At 53.4% G+C, this 25,320-nt stretch carries 24 protein-coding genes; 21 read left to right on the forward strand and 3 right to left on the reverse strand.

Going from position 1 to position 25,320, the window contains the following annotated elements; genetic code table 11:
* Positions 1 to 248 precede the first annotated feature (248 nt).
* From cysJ to ACPUC7_RS07325, 3 genes are read left to right on the forward strand one after another with little or no spacing between them, the layout of a single operon-like run.
* Positions 249 to 2,051: an NADPH-dependent assimilatory sulfite reductase flavoprotein subunit gene (gene cysJ, locus ACPUC7_RS07315; protein WP_494922344.1), complete on the forward strand. Its 1,803-nt coding sequence runs from the start codon at positions 249 to 251 to the stop codon at positions 2,049 to 2,051.
* Positions 2,051 to 3,775 carry an assimilatory sulfite reductase (NADPH) hemoprotein subunit gene (gene cysI, locus ACPUC7_RS07320; RefSeq protein WP_494922345.1) on the forward strand — a complete coding sequence of 575 codons (1,725 nt, stop codon included), beginning with the start codon at positions 2,051 to 2,053 and terminating at the stop codon, positions 3,773 to 3,775. The genes cysJ and cysI overlap by 1 nt, the downstream gene beginning before the upstream one ends.
* The gene (locus ACPUC7_RS07325) at positions 3,772 to 4,506 is read left to right on the forward strand and encodes a phosphoadenylyl-sulfate reductase (protein ID WP_494922346.1); all 735 of its coding nucleotides are present in this window, start codon (positions 3,772 to 3,774) and stop codon (positions 4,504 to 4,506) included. Before cysI ends, ACPUC7_RS07325 begins: the two co-directional genes overlap by 4 nt.
* A gap of 64 nt (positions 4,507 to 4,570) precedes the next feature.
* Here the strand turns inward: ACPUC7_RS07325 and ACPUC7_RS07330 are convergent, their stop codons facing one another.
* Together ACPUC7_RS07330 and ACPUC7_RS07335 are read right to left on the reverse strand one after the other, a co-directional pair.
* Positions 4,571 to 4,855, reverse strand: a complete 285-nt coding sequence (locus ACPUC7_RS07330; protein ID WP_494922347.1) for a YciI family protein — start codon at positions 4,853 to 4,855, stop codon at positions 4,571 to 4,573.
* A 9-nt stretch (positions 4,856 to 4,864) separates the two neighbouring features.
* Entirely contained in the window at positions 4,865 to 5,890 is a 1,026-nt protein-coding gene (locus ACPUC7_RS07335; protein WP_494922348.1) for an aminopeptidase, read from the reverse strand.
* Between the two features lie 248 nt (positions 5,891 to 6,138).
* Between ACPUC7_RS07335 and cysG the strand changes: the two genes are divergently transcribed.
* The 15 genes from cysG (at position 6,139) to ACPUC7_RS07410 (ending at position 19,780) form a co-directional block, all read left to right on the forward strand.
* Positions 6,139 to 7,554, forward strand: coding sequence for a siroheme synthase CysG (gene cysG, locus ACPUC7_RS07340; RefSeq protein WP_494922349.1), 1,416 nt, complete (start codon positions 6,139 to 6,141; stop codon positions 7,552 to 7,554).
* 9 nt (positions 7,555 to 7,563) lie between these two features.
* Positions 7,564 to 8,472: a sulfate adenylyltransferase subunit CysD gene (cysD, locus tag ACPUC7_RS07345; protein ID WP_007893231.1), complete on the forward strand. Its 909-nt coding sequence runs from the start codon at positions 7,564 to 7,566 to the stop codon at positions 8,470 to 8,472.
* Positions 8,473 to 8,482: 10 nt separating this feature from the next.
* A complete protein-coding gene (gene cysN, locus ACPUC7_RS07350; RefSeq protein WP_494922350.1) occupies positions 8,483 to 9,910 on the forward strand; it encodes a sulfate adenylyltransferase subunit CysN in 1,428 nt (475 codons plus the stop codon).
* On the forward strand, positions 9,910 to 10,515 hold the full coding sequence (cysC, locus tag ACPUC7_RS07355) for an adenylyl-sulfate kinase (RefSeq protein WP_494922351.1): 606 nt from the start codon (positions 9,910 to 9,912) through the stop codon (positions 10,513 to 10,515). Before cysN ends, cysC begins: the two co-directional genes overlap by 1 nt.
* 55 nt (positions 10,516 to 10,570) lie before the next feature.
* On the forward strand, positions 10,571 to 10,891 hold the full coding sequence (locus ACPUC7_RS07360) for a DUF3561 family protein (RefSeq protein ID WP_343554593.1): 321 nt from the start codon (positions 10,571 to 10,573) through the stop codon (positions 10,889 to 10,891).
* Positions 10,892 to 11,062: 171 nt separating this feature from the next.
* A complete protein-coding gene (gene ftsB / locus ACPUC7_RS07365; RefSeq protein WP_007893240.1) occupies positions 11,063 to 11,380 on the forward strand; it encodes a cell division protein FtsB in 318 nt (105 codons plus the stop codon).
* Between the two features lie 3 nt (positions 11,381 to 11,383).
* Entirely contained in the window at positions 11,384 to 12,100 is a 717-nt protein-coding gene (gene ispD, locus ACPUC7_RS07370) for a 2-C-methyl-D-erythritol 4-phosphate cytidylyltransferase (RefSeq protein ID WP_494922352.1), read from the forward strand.
* Positions 12,100 to 12,582, forward strand: coding sequence for a 2-C-methyl-D-erythritol 2,4-cyclodiphosphate synthase (gene ispF / locus ACPUC7_RS07375; RefSeq protein WP_494922394.1), 483 nt, complete (start codon positions 12,100 to 12,102; stop codon positions 12,580 to 12,582). Before ispD ends, ispF begins: the two co-directional genes overlap by 1 nt.
* Entirely contained in the window at positions 12,579 to 13,622 is a 1,044-nt protein-coding gene (gene truD / locus ACPUC7_RS07380; RefSeq protein ID WP_494922353.1) for a tRNA pseudouridine(13) synthase TruD, read from the forward strand. The genes ispF and truD overlap by 4 nt, the downstream gene beginning before the upstream one ends.
* Positions 13,603 to 14,364 (forward strand): 5'/3'-nucleotidase SurE, encoded by a 762-nt coding sequence (gene surE / locus ACPUC7_RS07385; RefSeq protein ID WP_494922354.1) that lies wholly within the window; start codon positions 13,603 to 13,605, stop codon positions 14,362 to 14,364. The genes truD and surE overlap by 20 nt, the downstream gene beginning before the upstream one ends.
* Positions 14,358 to 14,984, forward strand: coding sequence for a protein-L-isoaspartate(D-aspartate) O-methyltransferase (locus ACPUC7_RS07390; protein WP_494922355.1), 627 nt, complete (start codon positions 14,358 to 14,360; stop codon positions 14,982 to 14,984). Before surE ends, ACPUC7_RS07390 begins: the two co-directional genes overlap by 7 nt.
* Positions 14,985 to 15,154: 170 nt before the next feature.
* On the forward strand, positions 15,155 to 16,294 hold the full coding sequence (gene nlpD / locus ACPUC7_RS07395; protein WP_494922356.1) for a murein hydrolase activator NlpD: 1,140 nt from the start codon (positions 15,155 to 15,157) through the stop codon (positions 16,292 to 16,294).
* 48 nt (positions 16,295 to 16,342) lie between these two features.
* Entirely contained in the window at positions 16,343 to 17,341 is a 999-nt protein-coding gene (gene rpoS / locus ACPUC7_RS07400) for an RNA polymerase sigma factor RpoS (protein WP_007893257.1), read from the forward strand.
* A gap of 358 nt (positions 17,342 to 17,699) precedes the next feature.
* The gene (locus tag ACPUC7_RS07405) at positions 17,700 to 19,007 is read left to right on the forward strand and encodes an MFS transporter (protein WP_494922358.1); all 1,308 of its coding nucleotides are present in this window, start codon (positions 17,700 to 17,702) and stop codon (positions 19,005 to 19,007) included.
* A gap of 26 nt (positions 19,008 to 19,033) precedes the next feature.
* Positions 19,034 to 19,780, forward strand: coding sequence for a GolD/DthD family dehydrogenase (locus ACPUC7_RS07410; protein ID WP_494922359.1), 747 nt, complete (start codon positions 19,034 to 19,036; stop codon positions 19,778 to 19,780).
* Between the two features lie 96 nt (positions 19,781 to 19,876).
* Here the strand turns inward: ACPUC7_RS07410 and mutS are convergent, their stop codons facing one another.
* The gene (gene mutS, locus ACPUC7_RS07415; protein WP_494922395.1) at positions 19,877 to 22,420 is read right to left on the reverse strand and encodes a DNA mismatch repair protein MutS; all 2,544 of its coding nucleotides are present in this window, start codon (positions 22,418 to 22,420) and stop codon (positions 19,877 to 19,879) included.
* Between the two features lie 365 nt (positions 22,421 to 22,785).
* Between mutS and mltB the strand changes: the two genes are divergently transcribed.
* From mltB to tam, 3 genes are all read left to right on the forward strand, one after another.
* Positions 22,786 to 23,868 carry a lytic murein transglycosylase B gene (mltB, locus tag ACPUC7_RS07420; RefSeq protein WP_343554698.1) on the forward strand — a complete coding sequence of 361 codons (1,083 nt, stop codon included), beginning with the start codon at positions 22,786 to 22,788 and terminating at the stop codon, positions 23,866 to 23,868.
* An 85-nt stretch (positions 23,869 to 23,953) separates the two neighbouring features.
* Entirely contained in the window at positions 23,954 to 24,289 is a 336-nt protein-coding gene (locus ACPUC7_RS07425) for a zinc ribbon domain-containing protein YjdM (protein ID WP_343554697.1), read from the forward strand.
* A gap of 184 nt (positions 24,290 to 24,473) precedes the next feature.
* Complete coding sequence (tam, locus tag ACPUC7_RS07430; protein ID WP_494922360.1) at positions 24,474 to 25,250, forward strand: trans-aconitate 2-methyltransferase; 777 nt, start codon at positions 24,474 to 24,476, stop codon at positions 25,248 to 25,250.
* The last annotated feature ends 70 nt before the right edge of the window (positions 25,251 to 25,320 follow it).

Below are 25,320 nucleotides of genomic sequence, written 5' to 3' on the forward strand. Positions count from 1 at the left end.
TTTCGCACTCGCTGCGCGTGAAAAGGGCATTTTAGCGCCTTTGCATCGGCAACCACTTAATTAACCTATTGAATATCTTCGGCTTGATTAACCACTTTTGCTGGTTAACTTTACCGATAAAACCACTTAGTCGTTTTGGTTATTTGATATGTCGAAGGCGTATTTAATCGTTAATATACAGCCCGGTAACCTACCCATACTTTCGCAACATCTTGATCCGGCCTTCTGACACTGGAATTTTTAACGCAATGACGACTCAGGCACCAGGTTCACTGCTTCCGCTATCACCGGAGCAACTCGCGCGCTTACAGGCGGCAACCACGGATTTCAACACCACGCAGATGGCCTGGCTCTCCGGCTATTTCTGGGGCATGGTCAATCAGACGCCGGGCGCTGCCGCCACACCTGCGCCGGTTCAGGCTGAAACGCCAACCATTACGCTGATTTCCGCCTCGCAGACCGGCAATGCGCGTCGCCTGGCTGAACAGCTGCGTGACGACCTGCTGGCCGCCAAATTAGGCGTCAATCTGGTCAACGCCGGCGATTACAAATTCAAGCAAATCGCGCAGGAAAAGCTGCTGGTGGTGGTGACGTCAACGCAAGGCGAGGGTGAACCGCCGGAAGAAGCTGTGGCGTTGCATAAATTCCTGCTGTCGAAGAAAGCGCCGAAGTTCGAGGGAACCGCATTTGCCGTGTTCGGCCTCGGCGATACCTCTTATGAATTTTTCAGCAAAGCCGGTAAAGATTTCGATGAGCGCCTGGCTGAGTTGGGTGCAGAACGTCTGCTGGATCGCGTTGATGCCGATGTTGAATATAAAGATCAGGCCACGGCCTGGCGTCAACAACTGACTGAAATTCTCAAAGCTCGCGTGCCGAGTGAATCGCCTGCGCAGGCGGCGATCACCGCAGCAGGCAGCGTCAATCTGGTCGATAGCAGCCCGTACAGCAAAGAAGAGCCATTGGTGGCCAGCTTTGCGCTTAACCAGAAAATCACCGGACGCGATTCGGATAAAGATGTACGACATATCGAAATCGATCTGGGCGATTCTGGATTACGTTATCAGCCGGGCGATGCGCTGGGCGTATGGTTTGATAACGATGCCGAGCTGGTGCAGGAACTGCTGCAATTGGTATGGCTGAAAGGCGACGAACCGGTTGAGGTACAGGGCAAAACCTTGCCGTTGGCCGAGGCACTGCAACAGCATTACGAACTCACCGTGAATACGCCGCAGATCGTCGAGCAGTACGCGGCGTTGTCGCGCAATGATGCGCTGCTGGAACTGGCCGGTGATAAGCCAAAGTTGCAGAGTTATGCGCAGAGCTTCCCGATTGTCGATATGGTGCGTCAGGCGCCAACCGAATTAAACGCTGAGCAATTAACCGGCCTGTTGCGTCCATTGACGCCGCGCCTGTACTCGATTGCTTCCTCGCAGGCTGAAACCGAAAGCGAAGTGCATATCACCGTCGGTGCCGTGCGCTTCGAAATTGACGGTCGCCAGCGCGGCGGCGGCGCATCAACCTGGCTGGCGGATCGCATCGAAGAAGATGGCGAAATCCGCGTCTTCATTGAGCACAACGACAACTTCCGCTTGCCAGCCAATCCAGAAACGCCAGTGATCATGATTGGCCCGGGCACCGGCATCGCGCCGTTCCGCGCCTTTATGCAGCAGCGTGATAACGATGGCGCAGGCGGCAAAAACTGGCTGTTCTTCGGCAATCCGCATTTTACCGATGATTTCCTTTATCAGGTGGAATGGCAGAAGTATGTGAAAGACGGCTTGCTGACTAACATTGATCTGGCATGGTCACGCGACCAGGCCGAGAAAATTTACGTACAAGATAAAATCCGCGCCAAAGGTGCGGAGGTGTGGAGCTGGATACAAGAAGGCGCGCACCTTTACGTCTGCGGCGACGCCAATCGCATGGCGAAAGACGTTGAGCAGGCATTACTGGATGTGGTGGTCGAACACGGCGGCATGGATCGTGAAACGGCTGACGAATTTTTAAGTGAGCTGCGCATTGAGCGCCGTTATCAGCGAGACGTTTACTAATGAGCGAAAAACATCCTGGGCCGCTGGTCGTTGAAGGCAAGCTGGTCGACGCTGAGCGTCTAAAAAAACAGAGCAACTACCTGCGCGGCACCATCCTTGAAGATCTCGACGATGGCCTGACCGGTGGTTTTAGTGGCGATAACTTCCTGCTGATCCGTTTTCACGGTATGTACCAGCAGGATGACCGCGATATTCGTGCTGAGCGCGCCGCGCAGAAGCTGGAACCGCGCCACGCCATGATGCTGCGTTGCCGTTTACCGGGCGGCATCATCACGCCAACCCAATGGCTGGCGATTGATAAATTTGCTACCGAGAAAACCATTTACGGCAGCATCCGTTTGACCAACCGTCAAACCTTCCAGTTTCACGGCATTCTGAAGAAGAACGTCAAGCCTACGCATCAGATGTTGCACGAAGTGGGACTCGACGCGCTGGCAACCGCCAACGACGTGAACCGTAACGTGCTGTGCACCTCGAACCCAGTGGAATCGGAATTGCATCAGGAAGCGTACGAGTGGGCGAAAAAGCTCTCCGAACACTTGCTGCCGCAAACCCGCGCTTACGCGGAGATTTGGTGGGATAAAGAGAAAGTCGCCACTACCGATAAAGAGCCGATCCTCGGTGAAACCTACCTGCCGCGTAAGTTCAAAACTACCGTGGTGGTGCCGCCGCATAACGATGTGGATCTGCACGCCAACGATCTGAACTTCATTGCCATCGCCGAGAAGGGCAAGCTGATTGGCTTTAACCTGTTAGTCGGCGGTGGGTTGTCGATTGATCACGGCAACAAAGCCACCTATGCGCGCACCGCCAGCGAGTTTGGCTTCCTGCCGGTTGAGAAGATTCTCGACGTGGCGGCGGCCGTGGTTACTGTACAGCGTGATTGGGGTAACCGTACCGATCGTAAAAACGCCAAGACTAAATACACGCTGGAACGCGTCGGTGTGGACACGTTTAAAGCCGAAGTGGAAAAACGCGCTGGCATCACTTTCGAGCCAACCCGCCCGTATGCCTTTACCACGCGCGGCGATCGCATTGGCTGGGTGAAAGGCATTGATAAGAAATGGCATCTGACATTGTTTATCGAAAACGGTCGTTTGCTGGATTATCCGGGCCGTCCGCTGAAACGCGGCATCGCTGAAATTGCCAAAGTCCATCAAGGTGATTTCCGTTTGACCGCCAACCAAAACCTGATTGTGGCGGGCGTACCAGAGAAACAAAAGGCGCAGATCGAAGCCATCGCCCGTGAACACGGTTTGATGGAAGCGGTGACGCCGCAGCGTGAAAACTCGATGGCATGTGTGGCGTTCCCAACCTGTCCGCTGGCGATGGCTGAAGCCGAGCGCTTCCTGCCGTCGTTCGTCACCAAAGTGGAAGAGATCATGCACAAGCATGGTGTCGGCGAAGAGCACATAGTGTTACGCGTTACCGGTTGCCCGAATGGCTGTGGCCGTGCTTTGCTGGCGGAGTTGGGCTTGGTCGGCAAAGCGCCGGGCCGTTACAACTTGCACATCGGCGGCAACCGCGTCGGTACGCGCATTCCGCGTATGTATCGCGAAAACATCAACGAAGGTGAGATTCTGGCCAGCATTGACGAACTGGTGGCGCGCTGGGCCACTGAACGTCAGGCCGATGAAGGTTTCGGCGATTTCGTGATTCGCGCGGGCATTATCAAAGCAGTGGTTGATCCCGCCCGTGATTTTTGGGACTCGGAGGCAGTATGACGGTACTCGATCTCGCAGCACTGAATGGTTCATCAAAAGTTGACCGCATCATGGCGTTAGCAGAAAGCAACGTGCAGTTGGAGAAGCTTTCTGCGGAGCAACGCGTCAGCTGGGCTTTAGAGCAGTTGCCTGGCGCGTTTGTGCTGTCATCCAGTTTTGGTATTCAGGCGGCGGTTCTGCTGCATATGGTGACGCAGCAGAAGCCGGATATTCCGGTGATCCTGACCGATACCGGCTATCTGTTCCCGGAAACCTATCGCTTTATTGATGAACTGACAGAGAAGCTCAATCTCAACTTGCAGATCTTCCGCGCCGAGACATCGCCGGTGTGGCAGGAAGCGCGTTACGGCAAACTGTGGGAGCAGGGCGTCGAAGGGATTGAGCAATACAACCAGATCAACAAGGTTGAACCGATGAACCGCGCGTTGGAAACGCTGGGCGCGCAAACCTGGTTTGCTGGCCTGCGCCGCGATCAATCTGGCAGTCGCGCCAGCTTGCCGGTGCTAGCGGTGCAGCGTGGCGTGTTCAAGATTCTGCCGATCATTGATTGGGATAACCGTCAGGTGCATCAGTATCTGACTCAATACGGACTGAAATATCATCCGCTGTGGGATGAAGGTTATCTGTCGGTTGGCGATACGCATACCACCAAAAAGTGGGAACCGGGCATGGCAGAAGAAGAGACCCGCTTCTTCGGCCTGAAGCGCGAGTGTGGGTTACACGAAGGTTGATTGACCAGGCCGGCATAATTGCCGACCCTACAACGTTGGGAGCGCATTCATGCGCTCCTTTTTATCAAATCCCCTGCAACGCCGCAAACTCTGCTGCCGAGCGCGTCACATTCACCTTAGTCACTTCATAATTCGCCACCGCGACAAACGGATCTTCCGCCAGGATGGTATCCAGCCGCGCACGATCAATATCCTTCACCAGCAGCACGCCGCCGGTGCGCGGATCTTTACGTCCTGCCGCAATAAACACGCCGCTGTCAAAATAGCGATTCAGCCAATTCACATGCGGTTCGAGTAACGCTTCCACTTCTTCAACCGGACGGAAATAGTTTAAATAGACCACGTACATAGTAAATCCTTAGGTTGTTGGGTTAGTGAGTTCGGTCAGCAGCGGCAACAGAATCTTCACGCTGTCGCGCGTGCGTTGGGTGATGCGTCCAGGCAGCCAGTGATCGAGGTAATTAAGGTTATCGCGCTCGGTTTGATGGCGCACGCTGCCCTCCGGGAAATGGCTGGAACGTGCACGCTGCTGCTGCCCATCTTTGTTGCCCAGCGTCCAGTTGGCCGCCGTCACGTCGAGCAATGGCATACCGGCTTTATCAAACGGATTTACGCCAGGATAATCGCGTGCCGTCATGGCGTGGCTGGCCGCTGAGATTCCATAGCGATGCGCCAGCTGCAAAGCGCGCGCGCTGGTCTGCTTGCGCACCGCCGATGGCGTGTTAATGCCGCTATTAAAGTAAAGATGATCGCCGACGATCAGGCTGTTGAGATCAATCACCAGCAGGGTGTTTTTCTTCTCCTGATCGCTCATGCGTGTCAGATAGTCGTCCATGCCGTGCAAACCGGCTTCACCTGCACTCAGGGCCACGAAGCGCACGCCATAGTGCAGCGGCGTTTTACTCAGCGCTTGCGCCAGTTCGAGCATCACGCCCAAACCCGATGCGTTGTCATCCACGCCTTGCAAGCGTAGGCCGCCGAGATTGTTGTCCGCTTCATGGCGGCTGAGCGGTGTCCAGGTATCCAGATGCGTGACAATCAGAATCTCCTGCGGCACGTCACCGGCGCGCGCGGCAATGACCGAGGTGGCGGTGACTTTATGCGGCCGACTTTGCCCTTTTTTCTCAGTCCAGTTGTAGCTGGTGTTGAATTGGCGCGTATTGCTTTGATAACCGAGCTGGCTAAATTGCTGCTGCAAGTAATCGGCGGTGAGCAACTCGGCTGGGCTGCCGCTCATGCGGCCGGGAAAATAGGTGGCGATGTGGCGTAGTTGCTGTTCAGCATAATGCCCCGGCGCGGCGGTGGTGCTCGCAGCCTGAGCCAATAAAGGCAAACCGCCCGCAATCAGTGCTGCCAGCACGCAGCGGCGGAAAGTGGCAAACATAGTGATAGTCCTTTTCTGACATCCAGTGATGCTAAAAAAATTCCGAGATAGTATGAAACTGTGATGACGCTTGCACAATTTGATTTGCTCCGAAACACCAGCAATATCATTTGTTAAGCACAAAATGTTATCAGCAATCCTGGGTCGTTATTCCATTCGGTAACTACTCATTCCAATTCGTAATTTCATCTGTCTGAAGGGCGGGACGTATAGTCGCGTTAACTTATTGTAAAACTAGCAAGGTTAACGTGGATTATCTGCCTCTCTTTGCCGATCTCAAAAGCCGTCCGGTGCTGGTTGTCGGCGGTGGTGAAATCGCTGCGCGCAAAATTGAACTGCTGCGTCGCGCCGGTGCGCGCGTGTTGGTGGCCGCGCGCGATCTTGGCCATGAGCTGCAGGCGCTGCTGGAAATCGAGGCGATTGAATGGATCGCCCACCGCTTTGATCCGGCACAGCTGGACAACGTATTTCTGGTGATCGCCGCCACTGACGACAACGCGCTTAATGCGCAGGTATTCGACGCTGCCAACGCGCGCCACAAGCTGGTGAACGTGGTGGACGATCAGCCGAAATGCAGCTTTATCTTCCCGTCGATTGTCGATCGTTCGCCGTTAGTGGTGGCGATCTCCTCCAGCGGCACCGCGCCAGTGTTAGCGCGCTTGCTGCGTGAAAAAATTGAAGCGCTGTTGCCCGCCAATCTCGGTCAGATGGCTGAAGTCGCCGGACAGTGGCGCGATAAGGTCAAGCAGCGTTATCGCAGCATGTCTGAACGTCGCCGTTTCTGGGAACGCGCGTTTAACGGCTTGTTTGCCAGCCAGATGGCGGCGGGCAATGTGCATGAAGCGCGCCGCACGCTGGATCGCGAGCTGGAGAACACTAACGACAATCAAGGTGAAATAACGCTGGTGGGCGCTGGTCCGGGTGACAGCGGCTTATTAACGCTACGTGGCTTACAAGTGATGCAGCTGGCGGATGTGGTGCTGTATGACCATCTGGTCAGCGATGACGTGCTGGAATTAGTGCGCCGCGATGCCGATCGCATCTGCGTCGGTAAACGCGCTGGCGCGCATTCGGTGCCGCAGGAAGAGACCAACCAAATGCTGGTGACGCTGGCGCAACAAGGCAAGCGCGTGGTGCGGCTGAAAGGCGGCGATCCGTTTATCTTTGGTCGCGGCGGCGAAGAGTTACAGGCCGCGCAGGCCGCCGGCATTCCGTTCCAGGTGGTGCCCGGCATCACCGCGGCAGCGGGTGCGACCGCCTACGCCGGTATTCCGCTGACGCATCGTGATTACGCGCAGAGCGTGATGTTTATTACCGGACATTGCCGCGCTGACGGCGAAGGCATTGATTGGCCATCACTGGCGCGCGCGCGACAAACTTTAGCGATTTATATGGGCACGGTGAAAGCGGCGGAAATCGCGGCCGGGCTTATCGAACATGGGCGCGCGGCGTCAACGCCAGTGGCGGTGATTGGGCGCGGTACGCGTCAGGATCAGCAGGTTCTAACTGGAACCTTGGATCAACTGGAAACGCTGGCCGCCGCCGCGCCAACGCCAGCACTGTTAGTGATTGGCGAAGTGGTCAATTTGCACGGGCAATTGGCCTGGTTCCAACATTCGGCACAGCAGGCGGCTCGCGAGTCCGCCGTTGTCAATTTGGCTTGAGGAAAAATTATGGACCAAAATCGACTTACTCATCTGCGCCAATTGGAGGCAGAGAGTATCCATATCATCCGCGAGGTGGCGGCCGAGTTCAGCAATCCGGTGATGATGTACTCCATCGGTAAAGACTCCTCGGTGATGCTGCATCTGGCGCGCAAAGCCTTCTATCCGGGCACGCTGCCGTTTCCGCTGCTGCATGTTGATACCGGCTGGAAATTCCGTGAAATGTACGAGTTCCGCGATCGCACGGTAAAAGCGATGGGCGCTGAGTTGCTGGTGCATCGTAACCCGGAAGGCGTGGCGATGGGCATCAACCCGTTCGTGCACGGCAGCGCCAAACACACCGACATCATGAAAACCGAAGGTCTGAAGCAAGCGCTGAACAAATACGGTTTTGATGCGGCGTTTGGTGGCGCACGTCGTGATGAAGAGAAATCACGTGCTAAAGAGCGCATCTATTCGTTCCGCGATCGTTTCCATCGCTGGGACCCGAAAAATCAGCGTCCTGAGCTGTGGCACAACTACAACGGCCAGATTAATAAAGGCGAAAGTATCCGTGTGTTCCCGCTCTCCAACTGGACCGAGCTGGATATCTGGCAGTACATCTTCCTGGAAAACATTGAGATCGTGCCACTGTATCTCGCTGCGCCGCGTCCGGTGCTGGAGCGTGATGGCATGCTGATGATGATCGATGATGATCGTATTGATTTGCAGCCCGGTGAAGTGATCAAACAGCGCATGGTGCGTTTCCGTACGCTGGGCTGCTGGCCGCTGACCGGCGCGGTGGAATCAGAGGCGCAGACGCTGCCGGAAATTATTGAAGAGATGCTGGTCTCCACCACCAGTGAACGCCAGGGACGCGTGATTGACCGTGACCAGGCCGGTTCGATGGAAATGAAAAAACGTCAGGGTTATTTCTAAGGAGACGCAGATGAATACCGTTATTGCACAACAGATTGCCGAACAGGGCGGGGTAGAAGCCTGGCTGACCGCGCAACAACACAAAAGCCTGCTGCGTTTCCTTACCTGCGGTAGCGTCGACGACGGCAAAAGTACGCTGATTGGACGCTTGCTGCACGATACGCGTCAAATCTATGAAGATCAGCTGTCATCGCTGCACAACGACAGCAAACGTCACGGTACGCAGGGCGAGAAGCTCGATCTGGCGCTGCTGGTGGATGGCTTGCAGGCCGAGCGCGAGCAGGGCATCACCATTGATGTGGCGTATCGTTACTTCTCCACCGAGAAGCGCAAATTCATCATCGCTGACACGCCAGGACACGAACAGTACACGCGTAACATGGCTACTGGCGCATCAACCTGCGACCTGGCGATCCTGCTGATCGATGCGCGCAAAGGCGTGTTGGACCAAACTCGTCGTCACAGCTTTATCTCCACGCTGCTGGGCATCAAGCACTTGGTGGTCGCCATCAATAAGATGGATCTGGTGGATTACAAGCAAGAGACGTTTGAGCAGATCAAACAGGATTACCTCGATTTCGCGGCACAGCTGCCGGAAGATCTCGATATTCGCTTTGTACCGATGTCCGCGCTGGAAGGCGATAACGTGGCAACGCCGAGCGTCACTATGCCGTGGTACAGCGGCCCAACGCTGCTTGATGTGCTGGAAACTGTGGAATTGAACCGCGTGGTCGATCATCAGCCAATGCGCTTCCCGGTGCAGTACGTTAACCGTCCGAACCTCGACTTCCGTGGCTATGCCGGTACGCTGGCGTCTGGCGTGGTAAAAGTCGGTCAGCGCGTGAAAGTGCTGCCTTCTGGTGTTGAATCGACTGTTTCACGCATCGTTACTTTTGATGGCGATCTGCCAGAAGCGGGTGCCGGTGAAGCGATTACCTTGGTGTTGAAAGATGAGATCGACATCAGCCGTGGCGATTTGCTGGTGGATGCGGCGGCTGAATTGCAAGCGGTGCAATCCGCCAACGTGGATGTGGTGTGGATGGCGGAACAGCCGTTGCAGCCGGGCCAAAGCTATGAAGTGAAGATCGCCGGTAAGAAAACCCGCGCTCGCGTTGAGAAGGTGATCCATCAGGTTGAGATCAACTCACTGGAGAAACACACCGTCGACAGCTTGCCGCTCAACGGCATTGGCCTGGTTGAACTGACCTTTGACGAACCGATGGTGCTGGATGCGTATCGCCAGAATCCAGTGACGGGCGGGATGATCTTCATTGATCGCCTCAGCAACGTTACGGTTGGCGCGGGCATGATCAATCAGCCGCTCACTGACGCGCGCGCTTCAGCGGGCCAGTTCAGCGATTTCGAGCTGGAACTTAACGCGCTGGTGCGTCGTCACTTCCCACACTGGAACGCACGCGATCTGCTGGGTGGCAAGTAATGGCGCAGCACGATGAAAACGTGGTGTGGCACGATCATCCGGTCACGCGTGAGGAACGTGAACAGCAGCACGGCCATCAAGGTGTGGTGCTATGGTTCACCGGACTTTCCGGCTCGGGGAAATCCACTGTGGCGGGCGCGTTGGAGCAGGCGCTGCATCGCGCCGGTGTGAACACCTATTTGCTGGATGGTGACAACGTGCGTCACGGCCTGTGCCGTGATCTCGGCTTCAGCGATGACGATCGTAAAGAGAACATTCGCCGCGTAGGTGAAGTGGCGAAGCTGATGGTTGATGCCGGATTAGTGGTGCTGACGGCCTTTATCTCGCCGCACCGCGCGGAACGCCAAATGGTGCGTGATTTACTGGCTTCCGGCCAGTTCATCGAAGTGTTCGTTGATACGCCATTGGCAGTTTGCGAAGCGCGCGATCCCAAAGGTTTATACAAAAAAGCCCGTGCTGGTGAGCTGCGTAATTTCACCGGCATTGATAGCGTGTATGAAGCGCCAGAACAGCCCGAAATCCACCTTAATGGCGAACAATTGGTTACAAAACTGACCGGCCAATTGTTAGACCTGCTGCGTCACCGCGATATCATCAGATCCTGAACCGACAGCGGCAAATCCACCCGGGTTTGCCGCGCTTAGCGTCAACAGGATCTCTATGCAGAACGTAACGCCCATGCTGGCACGTAAAGATGAACGCACCCCGGATGAGCCTCGCTCGTCACTGCCGGGCGGCGTGATTGGCTTTCTCTCGTACTGGTGTGCACTGGCGATTCCGTTCGTGCTCTACGGCTCCAACACGCTGTTCTTCTTCCTCTACACCTGGCCATTCTTCCTCGCCTTGTTGCCGGTTTCGGTGCTGATTGGCATCGTGCTTAGCCTGATGTTCCGCACACATTTGTTCTGGAGCGCGATTGTCACGACGGCGGTGGTAATCTGCTTGTTCTGGTTGCTGTTCTCATTTCTCTCTGGTTGGTAACGTCCAGCTGATGTGCAAACGCATCGGCAGGTTACAAAACTTTACCTGCCGTCTGGCGATTCTCCCTGTCATTATTTGTGCAGACAAACGCGCGTATACGCCATTTTCGCTGCCGCTGTGGAGTCCTGCGTCAAGTTATGGGATGATTGGGCCGTTTTTCAGGGGGCGGGGATGGGAAAACTGACGTTACTGCTACTCGTGCTGCTGGGATGGCTTCAATATTCCCTGTGGCTGGGTAAGAACGGTATTCATGACTATACGCGCGTCAACGAAGACGTCGCGTCACAACAGGCGAATAACGCCAAGCTTAAAGCGCGTAACGATCAGCTGTTTGCCGAAATTGACGATCTCAATGGCGGTTCAGAAGCGATTGAGGAACGCGCACGTAATGAACTGGGCATGATTAAGCCCGGTGAGACTTTCTATCGTCTGGTGCCAGACCAGAACAAACGTAACGCGCAACAAGCTGCGCAAAATCAACAACGATAAGCCATGAACCAGCGCCCGATCCATGCGGATGTGATTGCCGTGGTGCCCGCCGCAGGTGTGGGCAGCCGCATGCAGGCTGCCTGCCCAAAACAGTATCTGACCATTGGTCAATTCACCCTTCTTGAACACAGCGTCGCGCGACTGCTGGCCCATCCTGCGGTAAAACAGGTGGTGGTGCCGGTGAGCAATGATGATGGCTGGTTTGATTCTCTGCCGTTGGCGCAGGATTCCCGCATTTTACGTGTCACCGGCGGCGACACGCGTGCCGAATCGGTACTGGCGGGCCTGCAAGCGATTCCTCACAGCGGCTGGGTGTTAGTGCACGACGCCGCGCGTCCTTGCCTGCATCCCGACGATTTAACGCGTTTGCTGGCGGTGCGCGAGCACAGCCACGTTGGCGCGATCCTGGCTGCGCCGGTACGCGACACGATGAAGCGTGCTGAACCAGGCAAAGCCGCCATTGCGCATACCGTTGAGCGTGAAGATTTATGGCACGCGTTAACACCGCAATTTTTCCCTCATCAACTGCTGACCGCTTGCCTGACGCGCGCACTCAATGAAGGCGCTACCATTACTGATGAAGCGTCGGCGCTAGAGTATTGCGGCTATCATCCGGAATTGGTGAGCGGACGCAGCGACAATATTAAGGTGACGCGGCCAGAAGATCTGGCGCTGGCGGCCTTTTATCTTACCCAGATTCAGTTACAGGAGAGCGCATGATGCGTATCGGTCACGGTTTTGACGTTCACGCTTTTGGCGGCGAAGGTCCGTTAGTGATTGGCGGGGTGCGTATTCCCTTCGAACACGGTTTTATCGCCCATTCAGATGGCGATGTGGCGCTGCATGCCTTAACTGACGCGCTGCTTGGCGCAGTGGCGATGGGCGACATCGGCAAGTTATTCCCGGACACCGATCCGGCGTTCAAAGATGCGGACAGCCGTGGTTTGCTGCGTGAAGCCTGGCGCCGCATTCAGCTGAAAGGCTATCGCATCGGCAACGTCGATGTGACCATCATCGCGCAGGCACCGAAAATGTTGCCGCATGTCCCACAGATGCGCGTCAATATCGCTGAAGATCTTGGCTGCCATATGGACGACGTTAACGTTAAAGCCACCACCACCGAAAAGCTCGGCTTTACCGGTCGCGGCGAAGGCATTGCTTGTGAAGCCGTGGCGCTGCTGATTAAGGCCGATCAGGCATGAGTGAGCTGCTTTACCTGCATGGCAAACCCAGCGCAACCGGCGTGATCAAAGCCAATCCCGAAGATTTCGTGGTGATTGAAGATCTTGGCTATCCCTACGATGGTGAAGGGGAACAGTTGCTGGTGCGCATCCGCAAAATTGGCTGCAACACACGCTTTGTCGCGGAAGCCATCGCCAAATTTCTCGGCGTGCCGGTACGCGATCTTAGCTATGCCGGCATGAAAGATCGCCATGCGGTGACCGAACAAACGCTGTGCTTCCGTGTGCCGGGAAATGGCATGCCGAATCTGGCGGGCTTCCAGCTGGAAGGCGTGGAAATCCTGCAAGTGATTCGTCATAAGCGCAAACTACGCACCGGCGCGCTGGCAGGCAATGCGTTCCGTTTAATCGTGCGGCAGATTTCCGATCGCGACGCAGTCGAAGCACGCTTACAACAGATTCAGCAAGGCGGCGTGCCGAATTATTTCGGCGAGCAGCGTTTTGGCCGTGGCGGCAATAACCTGACCCAGGCAAAACAGTGGGCGAAGGATTCTTTTCGTCCGCGCGATCGCAATATGAAAGGTTTGCTGTTGTCAGCCACGCGCAGTCATCTGTTTAATCAGGTGACCAGTGCGCGTTTGCAGCGTGACGGCGCGCTGGATAAGGTACATGTTGGCGATGCGGTTCAACTCGCCGGACGCGGCAGCTGGTTTGTCGCGCTGGCTGAAGAATTAGATGATGTGCAACAACGGGTTGAACATCATCAACTGCGCATCACCGCGCCGCTGCCTGGCCGTGGCGATGCGGGCCCACAAGGCGATGCGCTGCTTTTCGAGCAGCAAAGCCTGGCAGGCGCGGAAGAATTGATTACACTGCTGGAGCGCGAGCGTGTTGATGCCGCTCGCCGTGCGATGCTGGTGGTGCCAAAGGATCTGCGCTGGGATTGGTGGGATGACGTGACGCTGGAAATGCAGTTTTGGTTACCAGCCGGCAGTTTTGCTACCAGCGTGGTGCGTGAGCTTCTCCAACAAGAAGGTAACGATGCGGATATTGCTGAGTAACGATGACGGGATCCATGCGCCGGGCATTCAGACTTTGGCGCGTGCCTTGCGTGAATTTGCGCAGGTGCAGGTGGTTGCGCCCGATCGCAATCGGAGCGGCGCATCTAACTCGCTGACCTTAGAAACGCCGCTGCGAACCTTCACCCATGAAAACGGCGACATTGCGGTGCAAATGGGGACGCCAACAGATTGCGTGTTTCTTGGCGTGAACAAGCTCATGCAGCCGCGTCCCGATATTGTGGTGTCTGGCATCAATGCCGGTCCAAATCTTGGCGATGATGTGATCTACTCCGGTACTGTGGCGGCTGCGATGGAAGGGCGCCACCTTGGATTGCCTGCGCTCGCCGTTTCGCTTAACGGACATCAGCATTACGATACTGCCGCTGCGGTAACGTGCACACTGTTGCGAGCTTTATCACATGCGCCGCTGCGTACTGGGCGCATTCTCAATATCAATGTGCCTGATTTGCCGTTGGCCGACATCAAAGGTTTTCGCGTGACCCGTTGTGGTAGCCGCCATCCTGCTGATCAGGTGATCTGCACTGAAGATCCACGCGGTCAGCCGCTGTATTGGATTGGTCCGCCAGGCGAGAAACTTGATGCTGGCCCCGATACCGATTTCGCCGCTGTTGATGCAGGCTATGTTTCACTTACTGCGCTGCACGTGGATTTGACCGCGCACGCTGCGCAACAGGTGTTAAGTGACTGGCTAATCCAGGCTGAGGTAAAGCTGGCATGGTGAATCGCCGCATCGAAACGCTGCTGGAGCAACTGCGCGCGCAGGGCATTCATGATGAATGGATATTGAAAGCCATCGCCGATGTGCCACGTGAGCGTTTTATCGATGAGGCGTTTGAGCACAAAGCCTGGGAAAACGTTGCGCTGCCGATTGGCAACGGGCAGACCATTTCACAGCCTTACATGGTGGCGCGTATGACCGCCTTGTTAGAGCTCAATCCTGAATCGCGCGTGCTGGAGATTGGCACCGGTTCGGGTTATCAGACCGCTATTCTGGCGCATCTGGTCAATCATGTTTATTCCGTCGAACGCATCAAAGGGTTGCAGTGGCAGGCCAAACGCCGCTTGAAGCAACTCGATCTCCACAATATCTCAACGCGTCACGGCGACGGCTGGCAAGGTTGGCCGGCACGCGGCCCGTTTGATGCCATCATTGTCACCGCCGCTCCACCTGAAATTCCGACTTTACTGATAGCGCAATTAGGTGAAGGCGGCAAAATGGTGCTCCCGGTGGGTGAAGATCAGCAAGTGTTAAAGCGTCTACGCCGCCAGGGTGATGAATTGATTGAAGAAATCATCGAGCCAGTGCGCTTCGTCCCTTTGGTGCAGGGCGATCTGGCCTGAGCCGTCGTTACGCAATTCTTCACAACTGTGTCATGGCACGGCACAGTTGATATTGTTACTATCCTTATTTATCAATGCTAAAAACCGTATATAACGTTACGCGCAGTGGATAATGCGGTTAACGTCGTTACACATTTATTCAGGGTTGCCATCACGGGGGATCAGTGAGCATGGGAAGCACAGCATTTCAATTACGCCGTTTGGCGGCACTTTCTTTGGTAGGTTTTTGGCTGGCAGGCTGTAGTTCTGGCGACAATACACAAGCACCTATTAGCCAGATTGGTGGTAGCAACAGCGATAGCGGTATGGCATCAGCCCCAACTGGCGGCATGGCTTCAGCCCCAAGCGGCGGCATGATGTCGTCGCAAAACAGTACTGTACCCGCGATGCCACGCGGCGGAATGTTAAGCGGCGGTACACCGTCTGCGCAGCCGTCCAGTGGAATGGTAAGTGACAATAATAATGTGACCACAGAAAATGGTCATATTGTGTACAATCGCAATTATGGGAATATTCCTAAAGGCAGTTACGGTGGCGAAACTTATACCGTAAAACGCGGTGATACGCTGTTCTATATTGCCTGGATTACCGGCAACGATTTCCGCGATCTGGCACAGCGCAATAACATCGCAGCCCCGTATGGCTTGAATGCCGGGCAAACTTTGCAGGTCGGCAACGGTAACGGTCAAACCATTACCGGTGGCAACGCGATAACCGCAGCGGATGCAACGCAGGGCGGTGTGCCGGCGACGCCAAACCAATCGCAAATTAAATCCACCCCTGTTGCACAGCAACCTGTTATTACGTATTCTGATGATTCGGGTAATTCGTCGGGTAGCAAATTGCTGCCGTCGAAAGGAGCAAATAATGTGGCAACGACCACAGCTCCGGTTGTCGCACCACCTACAGTCAGCAGCACGACAAACAGCACAACTCCAGTGGGAAGCTGGCGTTGGCCGACTGATGGGAAGATCATCGATAACTTCTCCGCTGCGGAAGGCGGAAACAAAGGTATCGATATCGCCGGTTCGCGTGGACAACCTGTTGTCGCCACAGCTTCGGGAAGAGTGGTGTACGCAGGCAACGCGCTCCGTGGGTACGGTAATTTAATCATCATCAAACACAATGATGACTACCTGAGCGCCTACGCCCACAACGACTCTATGCTGGTCCGGGAACAACAGGAAGTTAAGGCGGGGCAGAAAATCGCTACCATGGGTAGTACCGGAACCAGTTCAGTAAGATTGCACTTTGAAATTCGTTACAAGGGGAAATCCGTAAACCCGTTGCGTTATTTACCGCAACGATAATCCGGCAGAACCTTGGTTCTGCCCTTGGATCACGGGTAGGAGCCGCTAATGAACCAGAATACGCTGAAAGTTAACGATTTACATGAAGATGCGGAATTCGAGGAAAACAACGGAGCTGAGGTTTTTGATGAGAAGGCTCTCGTTGAGAACGAACCTGGTGATAACAACGACGTAGCGGAAGAAGAGCTGTTGTCACAGGGTGCGACGCAACGCGTTTTGGATGCGACGCAGCTTTACCTTGGCGAGATTGGTTATTCACCGCTGCTGACGGCAGAAGAAGAAGTCTTCTTTGCGCGCCGTGCATTGCGAGGTGACATTCCTTCTCGTCGCCGCATGATTGAAAGTAACTTACGCTTGGTGGTAAAGATTGCCCGCCGTTATAGCAATCGTGGTCTGGCGTTGCTGGATCTGATTGAAGAGGGTAATCTCGGCTTGATTCGCGCCGTAGAGAAGTTTGACCCAGAACGTGGGTTCCGTTTCTCAACTTACGCCACGTGGTGGATTCGTCAGACAATTGAACGGGCGATCATGAATCAAACCCGTACCATCCGTCTGCCGATTCACATCGTTAAAGAGTTAAATGTTTACCTGCGTACCGCGCGTGAACTTTCGCACAAGCTTGATCATGAGCCGAGCGCAGAAGAGATCGCCGAGCAGTTGGACAAGCCAGTTGATGATGTTAGCCGTATGCTGCGTCTCAACGAGCGTATTACCTCGGTTGATACACCTTTGGGTGGAGATTCCGAAAAAGCGCTGCTGGATATCCTGGCCGATGAAAAAGACAACGGCCCGGAAGACACCACGCAGGACGATGATATGAAACAAAGCATCGTTAAGTGGTTGTTTGAATTGAATGCTAAGCAGCGTGAAGTGCTGGCGCGTCGTTTCGGCCTGTTAGGTTATGAAGCGGCAACGCTGGAAGACGTAGGTCGTGAAATCGGGTTGACCCGTGAACGTGTACGTCAGATTCAAGTGGAAGGTCTGCGTCGTCTGCGTGAGATTCTGCAGACTCAGGGCCTGAACATTGAAGCACTGTTTCGCGAATAAATATCGACGTTGTTGATACAGAAGGCGGTGGTGAAAACCACCGCTTTTTTTATGCCTCTATTAAAGTCCCCTTTTATCACTTTGTCGGCATCATTCTTAACGGCAACCGTTAAATTGAGCGCTACAAATCTCAACAATATACAAACGAAATAATATTAATTAACCATCTAATAATGATGATTTTTAACGATTCCTTTTTCTATAACTGTAATATTACGCATGACTTTCTTCGTATTATTGCCGTGTTTACTCTTTCTGTGTCACTCCTGTAAAAGTTTTCGTCCTGAAGCTATGCCATGTTTTTTCTCGTTGTAATACCAGGGCTTTCAGGTGACGAACTTAACATGGAGAAATAATAATGAGTGTGCAAAGCAATAATGTCGAATCACAATACTCCAGAGTAATATTTGGCATGCCAATATCGCTATTGTGGGGCTACATCGCAATGGCCATATTTATGACCGGTGATGGCATCGAACTCGCGCATCTTTCCCGCTATCTCTACGATCTCGGCTATGGAGAAAAACAAGTCTCACTGGTTTTTACTGTTTATGCATTAACCGCAGCAGTTTCGAGTTGGCTGTCGGGCGCGGTAAGTGAAATTTATGGTCCTAAAAAGATTATGCTGACTGGCGCGGTTTGGTGGATCGTTTTGCATGCGGTATTTGTTTATTTTGGTGTGAGCGAGAATAACTTTACCTGGATGCTAATCAGTTACACATTACGTGGGTTTGCCTATCCGCTGTTCTTTTATGGGTTTTATGTTTTAGTGGTACAACGTACGCCGGCACATCGGCTTGCTTCCGCTACGGGTTGGATATGGTCGATGTTCACCATTGGTTATGGCATCACGGCGTCCTTCCTTTCCGGTGTGTTGGTACCTGAGATTGGCTTTATCAGCACCTTATGGCTTTCTCTGTTGTTTGCGGCAGCGGGCGGGGCGATTATTTTCTTCACGGTTAAAAATCAAGGCGATCAGCAAGCTGGAATTGGCAACGTGAGTCGCAAGGATAAACTACGCGAAGTCTCGCGTGGTATCACTTTGATCTTTGAAGACCGTAGTATGTTCTTGGCATTAATCACACGCATATTATGTAATGTTGCGCTATTTGGATTACCGGTATTCATGCCTATATATTTCACACGTGAATTAGGCTTTTCAGCGCAACAATGGGCAACGATCTGGGGCGTGTTTTTCCTGGTTCAACCGGTGACTAATGTTCTCTGGGGGATTATTGGCGATCGGATTGGCTGGATTTTCCAAATGCGCTGGTTTGGTTTCTTCGGTTGCACCTTAACGACGGCTGCTTTCTATTATTTACCTTCGCTCTTTCCAGGTAATCTAGCTTTGGCCATTGTCTGCGCATTACTATTAGCATTTACTCTCACTTCTTTTGTACCCATGGGCGCTATTTTTCCTATGCTGGCACCACAACATAAAGGTGCTGCGGTTTCGGTGCAAAATCTTGGTGGTGGATTTGGCAATCTTATTGGCCCTGCGGTGGCGGCGCTGATGTTTGGTCTTTCATTCGAAATCGAACACGTCATTATTACTTTTTCTGCACTCTATTTTATTGGTGGAGTAATGACATTCTTTATTCGTAATCCACAACCGAAAATAGAAAGCGAGACCGTTTTAAATAATGCAGTTGTTGAATCGAAATAATTACTTCACTCTTTAAGGATAAAAATATGACGACATTATTTTCATTGAACAATCAGGTTGCCATCGTGACTGGTGCCGCATCGGGAATTGGCTATGCCATCGCTCGCTGCTTAAGTGAAGCGGGTGCAAAGGTGGCGATGGTCGATCGTGCCGAAGAAATAAAATCTGCTGCCCAAAATCTGGGAAATTCTGCACGAGGTTATATTTTTGATTTAGCCAACGTCGATGCACTAGGCGAGTTGGTTGAGCAAATTCACCATGACTTCGGGCGGATTGATGTCTTGGTCAATAATGCAGGTATTGGCATGCTGGAAGCGGTGGGTGAAGTACAACTCACCAGTTGGAACGCCACGATGCTGATTAACATGACCGCACCGTTCTTTCTTGCGCAGCATTGTTCACGCTTTATGAAAATGCAGGGATTTGGTCGCCTGATCAACATCTCCTCACAAGCCAGTGTGATCGCACTCAACGAGCATGCGGCCTATTGCGCCAGTAAGTCAGGGATGGCTTCTTTCACCCGTGTACTGGCAGCCGAGCTGGGGCCGTTTGGCATTACGGCCAATGCTATTTCGCCTACCGTTGTTGAAACCGAATTGGGTAAACGTTACTGGCATGGCGACAGGGCAGAGCAGATGAAACAGAAAATCCCTGCGCGACGTTTCGCTACAACTGATGAGATCGCGGGGGCCGTGCTCTATCTGAGCAGCAAAGAGGCGGCGATGGTGAATGGCGAAAACTTAGTGGTTGATGGCGGGTATAGCGTGATTTAAAAACGCGGCTGGCTTCGATATCGTTCAACGCCGTGGGATGAATTTCAACAAGAGAGAATGACCCGCACAGAACATAACTTCTGTGCGGGACGAGCATTAAACCAGCGTCTTTAAGCGATAAATCCACTCAAGCGCTTGCTTCGGTGTCAGGCTGTCAGGATCCAACGCTTCAAGGGCATCAACCGCCGGAGACGTTTCTGCCACCAGTAGTTGCATCTGAGAACCTTCCACGGTTGAGGCGGCTGAACTGCCCGATAACGCTTCGAGTTCTTTAAGCTTGTTACGTGCGCGTTTAATCACTTCTTTCGGCACACCAGCGAGTGCTGCAACCGCTAGGCCATAGCTTTTACTCGCAGCGCCATCCTGCACGCTGTGCATAAAGGCGATAGTGTCACCATGCTCAACCGCATCCAGATGCACATTCACCACACCTTCCATTTTTTCTGGCAATGTCGTCAGCTCGAAATAGTGGGTGGCGAAAAGAGTCATGGCTTTGATGCGATTGGCCAGACTTTCAGCGCATGCCCAGGCTAATGAGAGGCCATCATAGGTCGAGGTACCGCGGCCAATTTCATCCATCAACACCAAACTGTTCTCGGTGGCGTTATGCAGAATGTTGGCGGTTTCCGTCATCTCAACCATGAAAGTCGAGCGTCCAGAAGCCAAATCATCTGCCGCGCCAACGCGAGTAAAGATGCGATCGATTGGGCCAAGCACAGCTTCTTCAGCTGGCACATAGCTGCCAATCCACGCCATCAATGCAATTAATGCAGTCTGACGCATGTAGGTACTTTTGCCGCCCATATTTGGACCGGTAATGATCAACATGCGTCGTTGCGGTGATAGCGATAGCGGGTTAGCAATAAATGGTTCTTTCAGTACCTGCTCAACCACCGGATGGCGACCTGCGGTGATCCGTATCCCTGCTTTTCCTTGCAACACCGGACGGCAATAGTTCAGCGTCCAGGCGCGTTCGGCGAGGTTAGCCAGCACATCCAATTCTGACAACGCGGCTGCGCTGATTTGTAGCGCTTCCAGATGTGGCAGCAAGCGATCAAAAAGCTCATCGTAGAGGCCTTTTTCCAGCGCCAACGCTTTGCCTTTTGAGGTCAGAACTTTGTCTTCATACTCTTTCAGCTCAGGGATGATATAGCGCTCAGCATTTTTCAGTGTCTGGCGGCGGACGTAATGGATCGGTACCAAATGACTTTGGCCACGGCTGACCTGAATGTAATAACCATGAATCGCATTAAAGCCAACTTTGAGCGTATCCAGCCCGAGTTTTTCACGTTCACGGATTTCAAGGCGGTCGAGATAATCAGTCGCGCCATCTGCCAGCGCTCGCCATTCATCTAACTCAGCGTTGTAGCCCGGAGCAATCACACCGCCGTCGCGCACCAAAACGGGCGGTGATTCGATAATCGCCTGCTCCAGTAACTCGCGCAGTTCGTTAAATTCACCCATCAGCGAACGTAGATTAATCAATTGGGTGGATTCAACGCCTGCAAGCTGTTGGTTCAACTCTGGCAGCTGCTGGAAGGCATGTCGCATACGCGCCAAATCGCGCGGGCGTGCTGTACGCAGTGCCAGACGCGCCAGAATGCGCTCCAGATCGCCTACCTGGCGCAGTACCGGCTGCAATTCCTGGCTGAGCGATTGCAATTCCGCAATCGATTCCTGGCGACGCGCAATCGTCGTGACATCACGCAGTGGCATGTGCAGCCAGCGCTTCAGCATGCGGCTGCCCATCGGCGTGACAGTTTTGTCGAGTATCGCTGCCAGCGTATTCTCAATTCCGCCAGCCAGATTCTGGGTAATCTCCAGATTACGACGCGTAGCGGCATCCATAATCACGCTATCTTGCTGGCGTTCCATGCTCAGCGAGCGGATGTGTGGCAGGGAAGTACGTTGTGTATCTTTGACGTATTGCAACAGGCATCCGGCGGCGCGTAAAGCCAGATGCGCTTGTTCGACGCCAAAGCCACTTAAGTCGCGAGTGCCAAATTGCAGATTTAGCTGTTGGCGAGCGGTATCAATTTCGTATTCCCACAGCGGACGGCGGCGCAGGCCACGACGTTGATCGATCAGCGTCATTGCCTGGAAATCTTCAGCGTAGAGTAGTTCTGCCGGATTGGTACGCTGCAACTCAGCAGCCATGGTTTCCAGGTCAGCAGGTTCACTTAGGCGGAAACGTCCAGAGCTGATATCCAGCGTCGCGTAACCAAATCCACGTTGGCTCTGGAAAATGGCGGCGAGCAGATTGTCCTGACGTTCTTGCAACAGGGCTTCATCGCTGATGGTGCCCGGCGTAACAATGCGCACCACTTTGCGCTCAACCGGCCCCTTGCTTAAAGCGGGATCGCCAATTTGCTCGCAGATCGCTACCGATTCGCCAAGTTGAACCAGTTTCGCCAGATAACCTTCTACGGCGTGGTAAGGCACACCAGCCATTGGAATCGGCTCGCCCGCAGATGCGCCGCGTTTAGTTAAAGAGATCTCGAGCAGTTGTGAGGCACGTTTCGCGTCATCGTAAAACAGCTCGTAGAAATCGCCCATGCGATAAAACAGCAGGATGTCAGGATGATCGGCCTTCAGGCGCAGGTATTGCTGCATCATCGGCGTATGGCCACTAAAGTCCATTTGCTCTGCTCCTTTCATCTCATTCTCACTCAACGTTCATTCTTTTAATTACCAAGGCTGGACTGGCGCAGCCTGGATGTACCGTTATCGTTCAAGCGATAACGAAAGCGCGATGTTACCATTTTTGCTGCATGACCTTCATCCGCCAGTAGGGGCTTTCTGGCTGCCGACCATAACAAATTGCGTGAAGCCGTAAAAAGCAATATTTGGTGAAAAAGTTAAAGCGTGGAGCCGTCTCGCAAATTCACGTTGCAATCGGCTGAAACGAACCTGAAATGGTTAAATTTTAAGATATTGCTCTGTATGTCACTTCGATGAACGATTACCATAAGTGCTTCCGGTTTCACCTGGCTTATGGATATCTAATGCGTTTTAAGGTTGCTCTTCTTCCGCTTATCACTCTGCTTGCTGCATGCAGCAGTAAGCCTGCCACTCATCAACAACCCGATGTTGTCCCTGCACCGAAAGGCGGTTTTTTGCTTGAGCCTTCCCATGCGGTTCAGCCGATGTTTGGCGATTTTGCCGGTAATCCGGCGGCTGAGCAGTTTATTGATCAGATGGTGGCAAAACATGGATTTAACCGTGAGCAACTGCATGCGGTGATTGGTCAGGCGAAGCGTCTGGATTACGTGTTGCGCCTAATGGATCAGCAAGCGCCGAGTTACACGCCACCAACAGGTCCGAATGGCGCGTGGATTCGCTATCGCAATAAGTTTATCACGCCAGATAACGTGCAAAATGGCGTGGCATTCTGGAACCAATATCAGGATGCGCTGCAACGTGCGCAGCAGGTTTACGGTGTGCCGCCGGAGATTATCGTGGGCATTATCGGCGTTGAAACCCGTTGGGGCCGAGTAATGGGTAAAACCCGCTTGCTGGATGCGTTGGCAACCTTGTCATTTAGCTATCCACGTCGTGCTGCGTACTTCAGCGGTGAGTTAGAAACCTTCCTGCTGATGGCTCGTACTGAACAGGATGATCCGCTGGATCTGCGCGGCTCGTTTGCGGGTGCGATGGGCTATGGGCAATTTATGCCGTCCTCCTACAAACAGTACGCCGTTGATTTCAATGGCGATGGACACATTAACTTATGGGATCCAGTTGATGCGATTGGCAGTGTCGCCAATTACTTTAAAGAACATGGCTGGCGTGCAGGTGAAAATGTCGCTGTACCTGCAAGTGGTCAGGCGCCGGGATTGGAGAACGGATTCAAAACTCAATATCCGGTGAGCACTCTGGCAGCAAGTGGTTTAACGCCGCAAGGATCGCTAGACGGAAATAACCAGGCTAGTTTGCTGCGTCTGGATTTGGGCACCAGCTATCAATATTGGTATGGCTTGCCAAATTTCTACGCGATTACGCGCTACAACCACAGCACGCACTATGCCATGGCGGTATGGCAATTGGGTGAGGCCGTAGCGAAAGCGCGCCAGGGCAACATGCTTTAATGCTGTCCTTGCAAAGTGTAAGGGTATAAGATAGCGCCCCTTTTGCGGTGCTATCTTTGCCGCATCCGACTTCTGAGGAGCGCTTATGAGTACCTTACCTGCTTGCCCGGTATGCCAGGCCGATTACACTTGGCAAGATGGCGATAACCTAAACTGCCCTTCATGCGGCCATATCTGGACAATGAATGGCAATGATTCTTCTGATGATTTAGTGGTACGTGATGCCAACGGAAATCTGCTGGTTGATGGCGATAGTGTTACTGTTATCAAGGATCTTAAGGTTAAAGGCAGCTCTTCCACATTGAAGATCGGCACCAAAGTTAAAAGCATTCGTCTGGTTGAAGGCGATCATAATATCGATTGTAAGATCGACGGTTTTGGCCCGATGAAACTCAAGTCTGAGTTTGTGAAAAAGAATTGATAGCGGGACGGCACCACGCCGTCCTGTTTTTTTTCACGTAATACCCCAACATTTCACGCCTTCTTATATCAATTCACTCATCTCCCCGGCGTAAATAAAAAGTCAGATTTCGCACTTTTCTCTTTCTAACAATCTGTGAAAAAAAGGTAGTGTGTGGCTCTTCAGCCAAGACAGGAGCATTGCCATGCAAGATTGGAATCCACAGCTGTATCGTCAGTTTGAATCGGAACGCACCCGACCGGCGCGCGAGCTCTTGCAGCGTATCCCGCTTACCGATGTGCGCTTTGCCACCGATCTTGGCTGCGGGCCTGGCAACAGCACAGAATTGCTGGCACAAGCATGGCCTGACGCGCAAATAACCGGTATTGATAGCTCTGAAGCTATGCTGGTGCAGGCGCGTGAACGGTTGCCTTCCTGCCTTTTTCAGCAGGCAGATATTCGCAATTGGCAAGCCGAGCAGCCTCAACACGTCATTTATGCTAACGCTTCGCTGCAATGGTTGACTGAGCACCACACATTGTTGCCACATCTCGTGCAGCAGTTGGCAGTAGGTGGCGCGTTAGCCATTCAGATGCCGGATAATCTTGAAGAACCGTCGCACCGTTTGATGCGAGAAGTGGCGGCAAATGAAAGATGGCAGGCGCTGATTTCGCCGCAGGCGGCAGATCGCAAACGTCTACTCACCACGGATCAATACTACGATTTGCTGAGTGATGCAGGATGCGAGGTTGATGTCTGGCGCACCACTTACTATCACCCAATGGCCGATGCTCAAGGCATTATCACTTGGTTACGTGCCACCGGATTGCGTCCTTTCCTCGCCAGCTTAGATGAATCACAGCAGTCGGCTTTTTTGCATGATTATTATCAGGCATTGATCCCGGCTTATCCAATTCGCCGCGACGGCCAGGTTTTGCTAGCGTTCCCGCGTCTGTTTATGGTTGCTGTGAAAACGCGCTGAGATAACTGGAATCTGGTGCGCAGAAATGGTTGTTGGCGGTTGAAAAGGGCTTTCCAGCGCTCCATTTACT

Source organism: Pantoea sp. CFCC18179 (assembly GCF_059412405.1).

What these genes read in the sequence shown, in the direction of transcription:
- cysJ (WP_494922344.1), top strand. Translation starts at nt 249, where the DNA reads ATGACGACTCAGGCACCAGGTTCACTGCTTCCGCTATCACCGGAGCAA.
- cysI (WP_494922345.1), top strand. Translation starts at nt 2,051, where the DNA reads ATGAGCGAAAAACATCCTGGGCCGCTGGTCGTTGAAGGCAAGCTGGTC.
- ACPUC7_RS07325 (WP_494922346.1), top strand. Translation starts at nt 3,772, where the DNA reads ATGACGGTACTCGATCTCGCAGCACTGAATGGTTCATCAAAAGTTGAC.
- ACPUC7_RS07330 (WP_494922347.1), bottom strand. Translation starts at nt 4,855, where the DNA reads ATGTACGTGGTCTATTTAAACTATTTCCGTCCGGTTGAAGAAGTGGAA.
- ACPUC7_RS07335 (WP_494922348.1), bottom strand. Translation starts at nt 5,890, where the DNA reads ATGTTTGCCACTTTCCGCCGCTGCGTGCTGGCAGCACTGATTGCGGGC.
- cysD (WP_007893231.1), top strand. Translation starts at nt 7,564, where the DNA reads ATGGACCAAAATCGACTTACTCATCTGCGCCAATTGGAGGCAGAGAGT.
- cysN (WP_494922350.1), top strand. Translation starts at nt 8,483, where the DNA reads ATGAATACCGTTATTGCACAACAGATTGCCGAACAGGGCGGGGTAGAA.
- cysC (WP_494922351.1), top strand. Translation starts at nt 9,910, where the DNA reads ATGGCGCAGCACGATGAAAACGTGGTGTGGCACGATCATCCGGTCACG.
- ACPUC7_RS07360 (WP_343554593.1), top strand. Translation starts at nt 10,571, where the DNA reads ATGCAGAACGTAACGCCCATGCTGGCACGTAAAGATGAACGCACCCCG.
- ftsB (WP_007893240.1), top strand. Translation starts at nt 11,063, where the DNA reads ATGGGAAAACTGACGTTACTGCTACTCGTGCTGCTGGGATGGCTTCAA.
- ispD (WP_494922352.1), top strand. Translation starts at nt 11,384, where the DNA reads ATGAACCAGCGCCCGATCCATGCGGATGTGATTGCCGTGGTGCCCGCC.
- ispF (WP_494922394.1), top strand. Translation starts at nt 12,100, where the DNA reads ATGCGTATCGGTCACGGTTTTGACGTTCACGCTTTTGGCGGCGAAGGT.
- truD (WP_494922353.1), top strand. Translation starts at nt 12,579, where the DNA reads ATGAGTGAGCTGCTTTACCTGCATGGCAAACCCAGCGCAACCGGCGTG.
- surE (WP_494922354.1), top strand. Translation starts at nt 13,603, where the DNA reads ATGCGGATATTGCTGAGTAACGATGACGGGATCCATGCGCCGGGCATT.
- ACPUC7_RS07390 (WP_494922355.1), top strand. Translation starts at nt 14,358, where the DNA reads ATGGTGAATCGCCGCATCGAAACGCTGCTGGAGCAACTGCGCGCGCAG.
- nlpD (WP_494922356.1), top strand. Translation starts at nt 15,155, where the DNA reads ATGGGAAGCACAGCATTTCAATTACGCCGTTTGGCGGCACTTTCTTTG.
- rpoS (WP_007893257.1), top strand. Translation starts at nt 16,343, where the DNA reads ATGAACCAGAATACGCTGAAAGTTAACGATTTACATGAAGATGCGGAA.
- ACPUC7_RS07405 (WP_494922358.1), top strand. Translation starts at nt 17,700, where the DNA reads ATGAGTGTGCAAAGCAATAATGTCGAATCACAATACTCCAGAGTAATA.
- ACPUC7_RS07410 (WP_494922359.1), top strand. Translation starts at nt 19,034, where the DNA reads ATGACGACATTATTTTCATTGAACAATCAGGTTGCCATCGTGACTGGT.
- mutS (WP_494922395.1), bottom strand. Translation starts at nt 22,420, where the DNA reads ATGGACTTTAGTGGCCATACGCCGATGATGCAGCAATACCTGCGCCTG.
- mltB (WP_343554698.1), top strand. Translation starts at nt 22,786, where the DNA reads ATGCGTTTTAAGGTTGCTCTTCTTCCGCTTATCACTCTGCTTGCTGCA.
- ACPUC7_RS07425 (WP_343554697.1), top strand. Translation starts at nt 23,954, where the DNA reads ATGAGTACCTTACCTGCTTGCCCGGTATGCCAGGCCGATTACACTTGG.
- tam (WP_494922360.1), top strand. Translation starts at nt 24,474, where the DNA reads ATGCAAGATTGGAATCCACAGCTGTATCGTCAGTTTGAATCGGAACGC.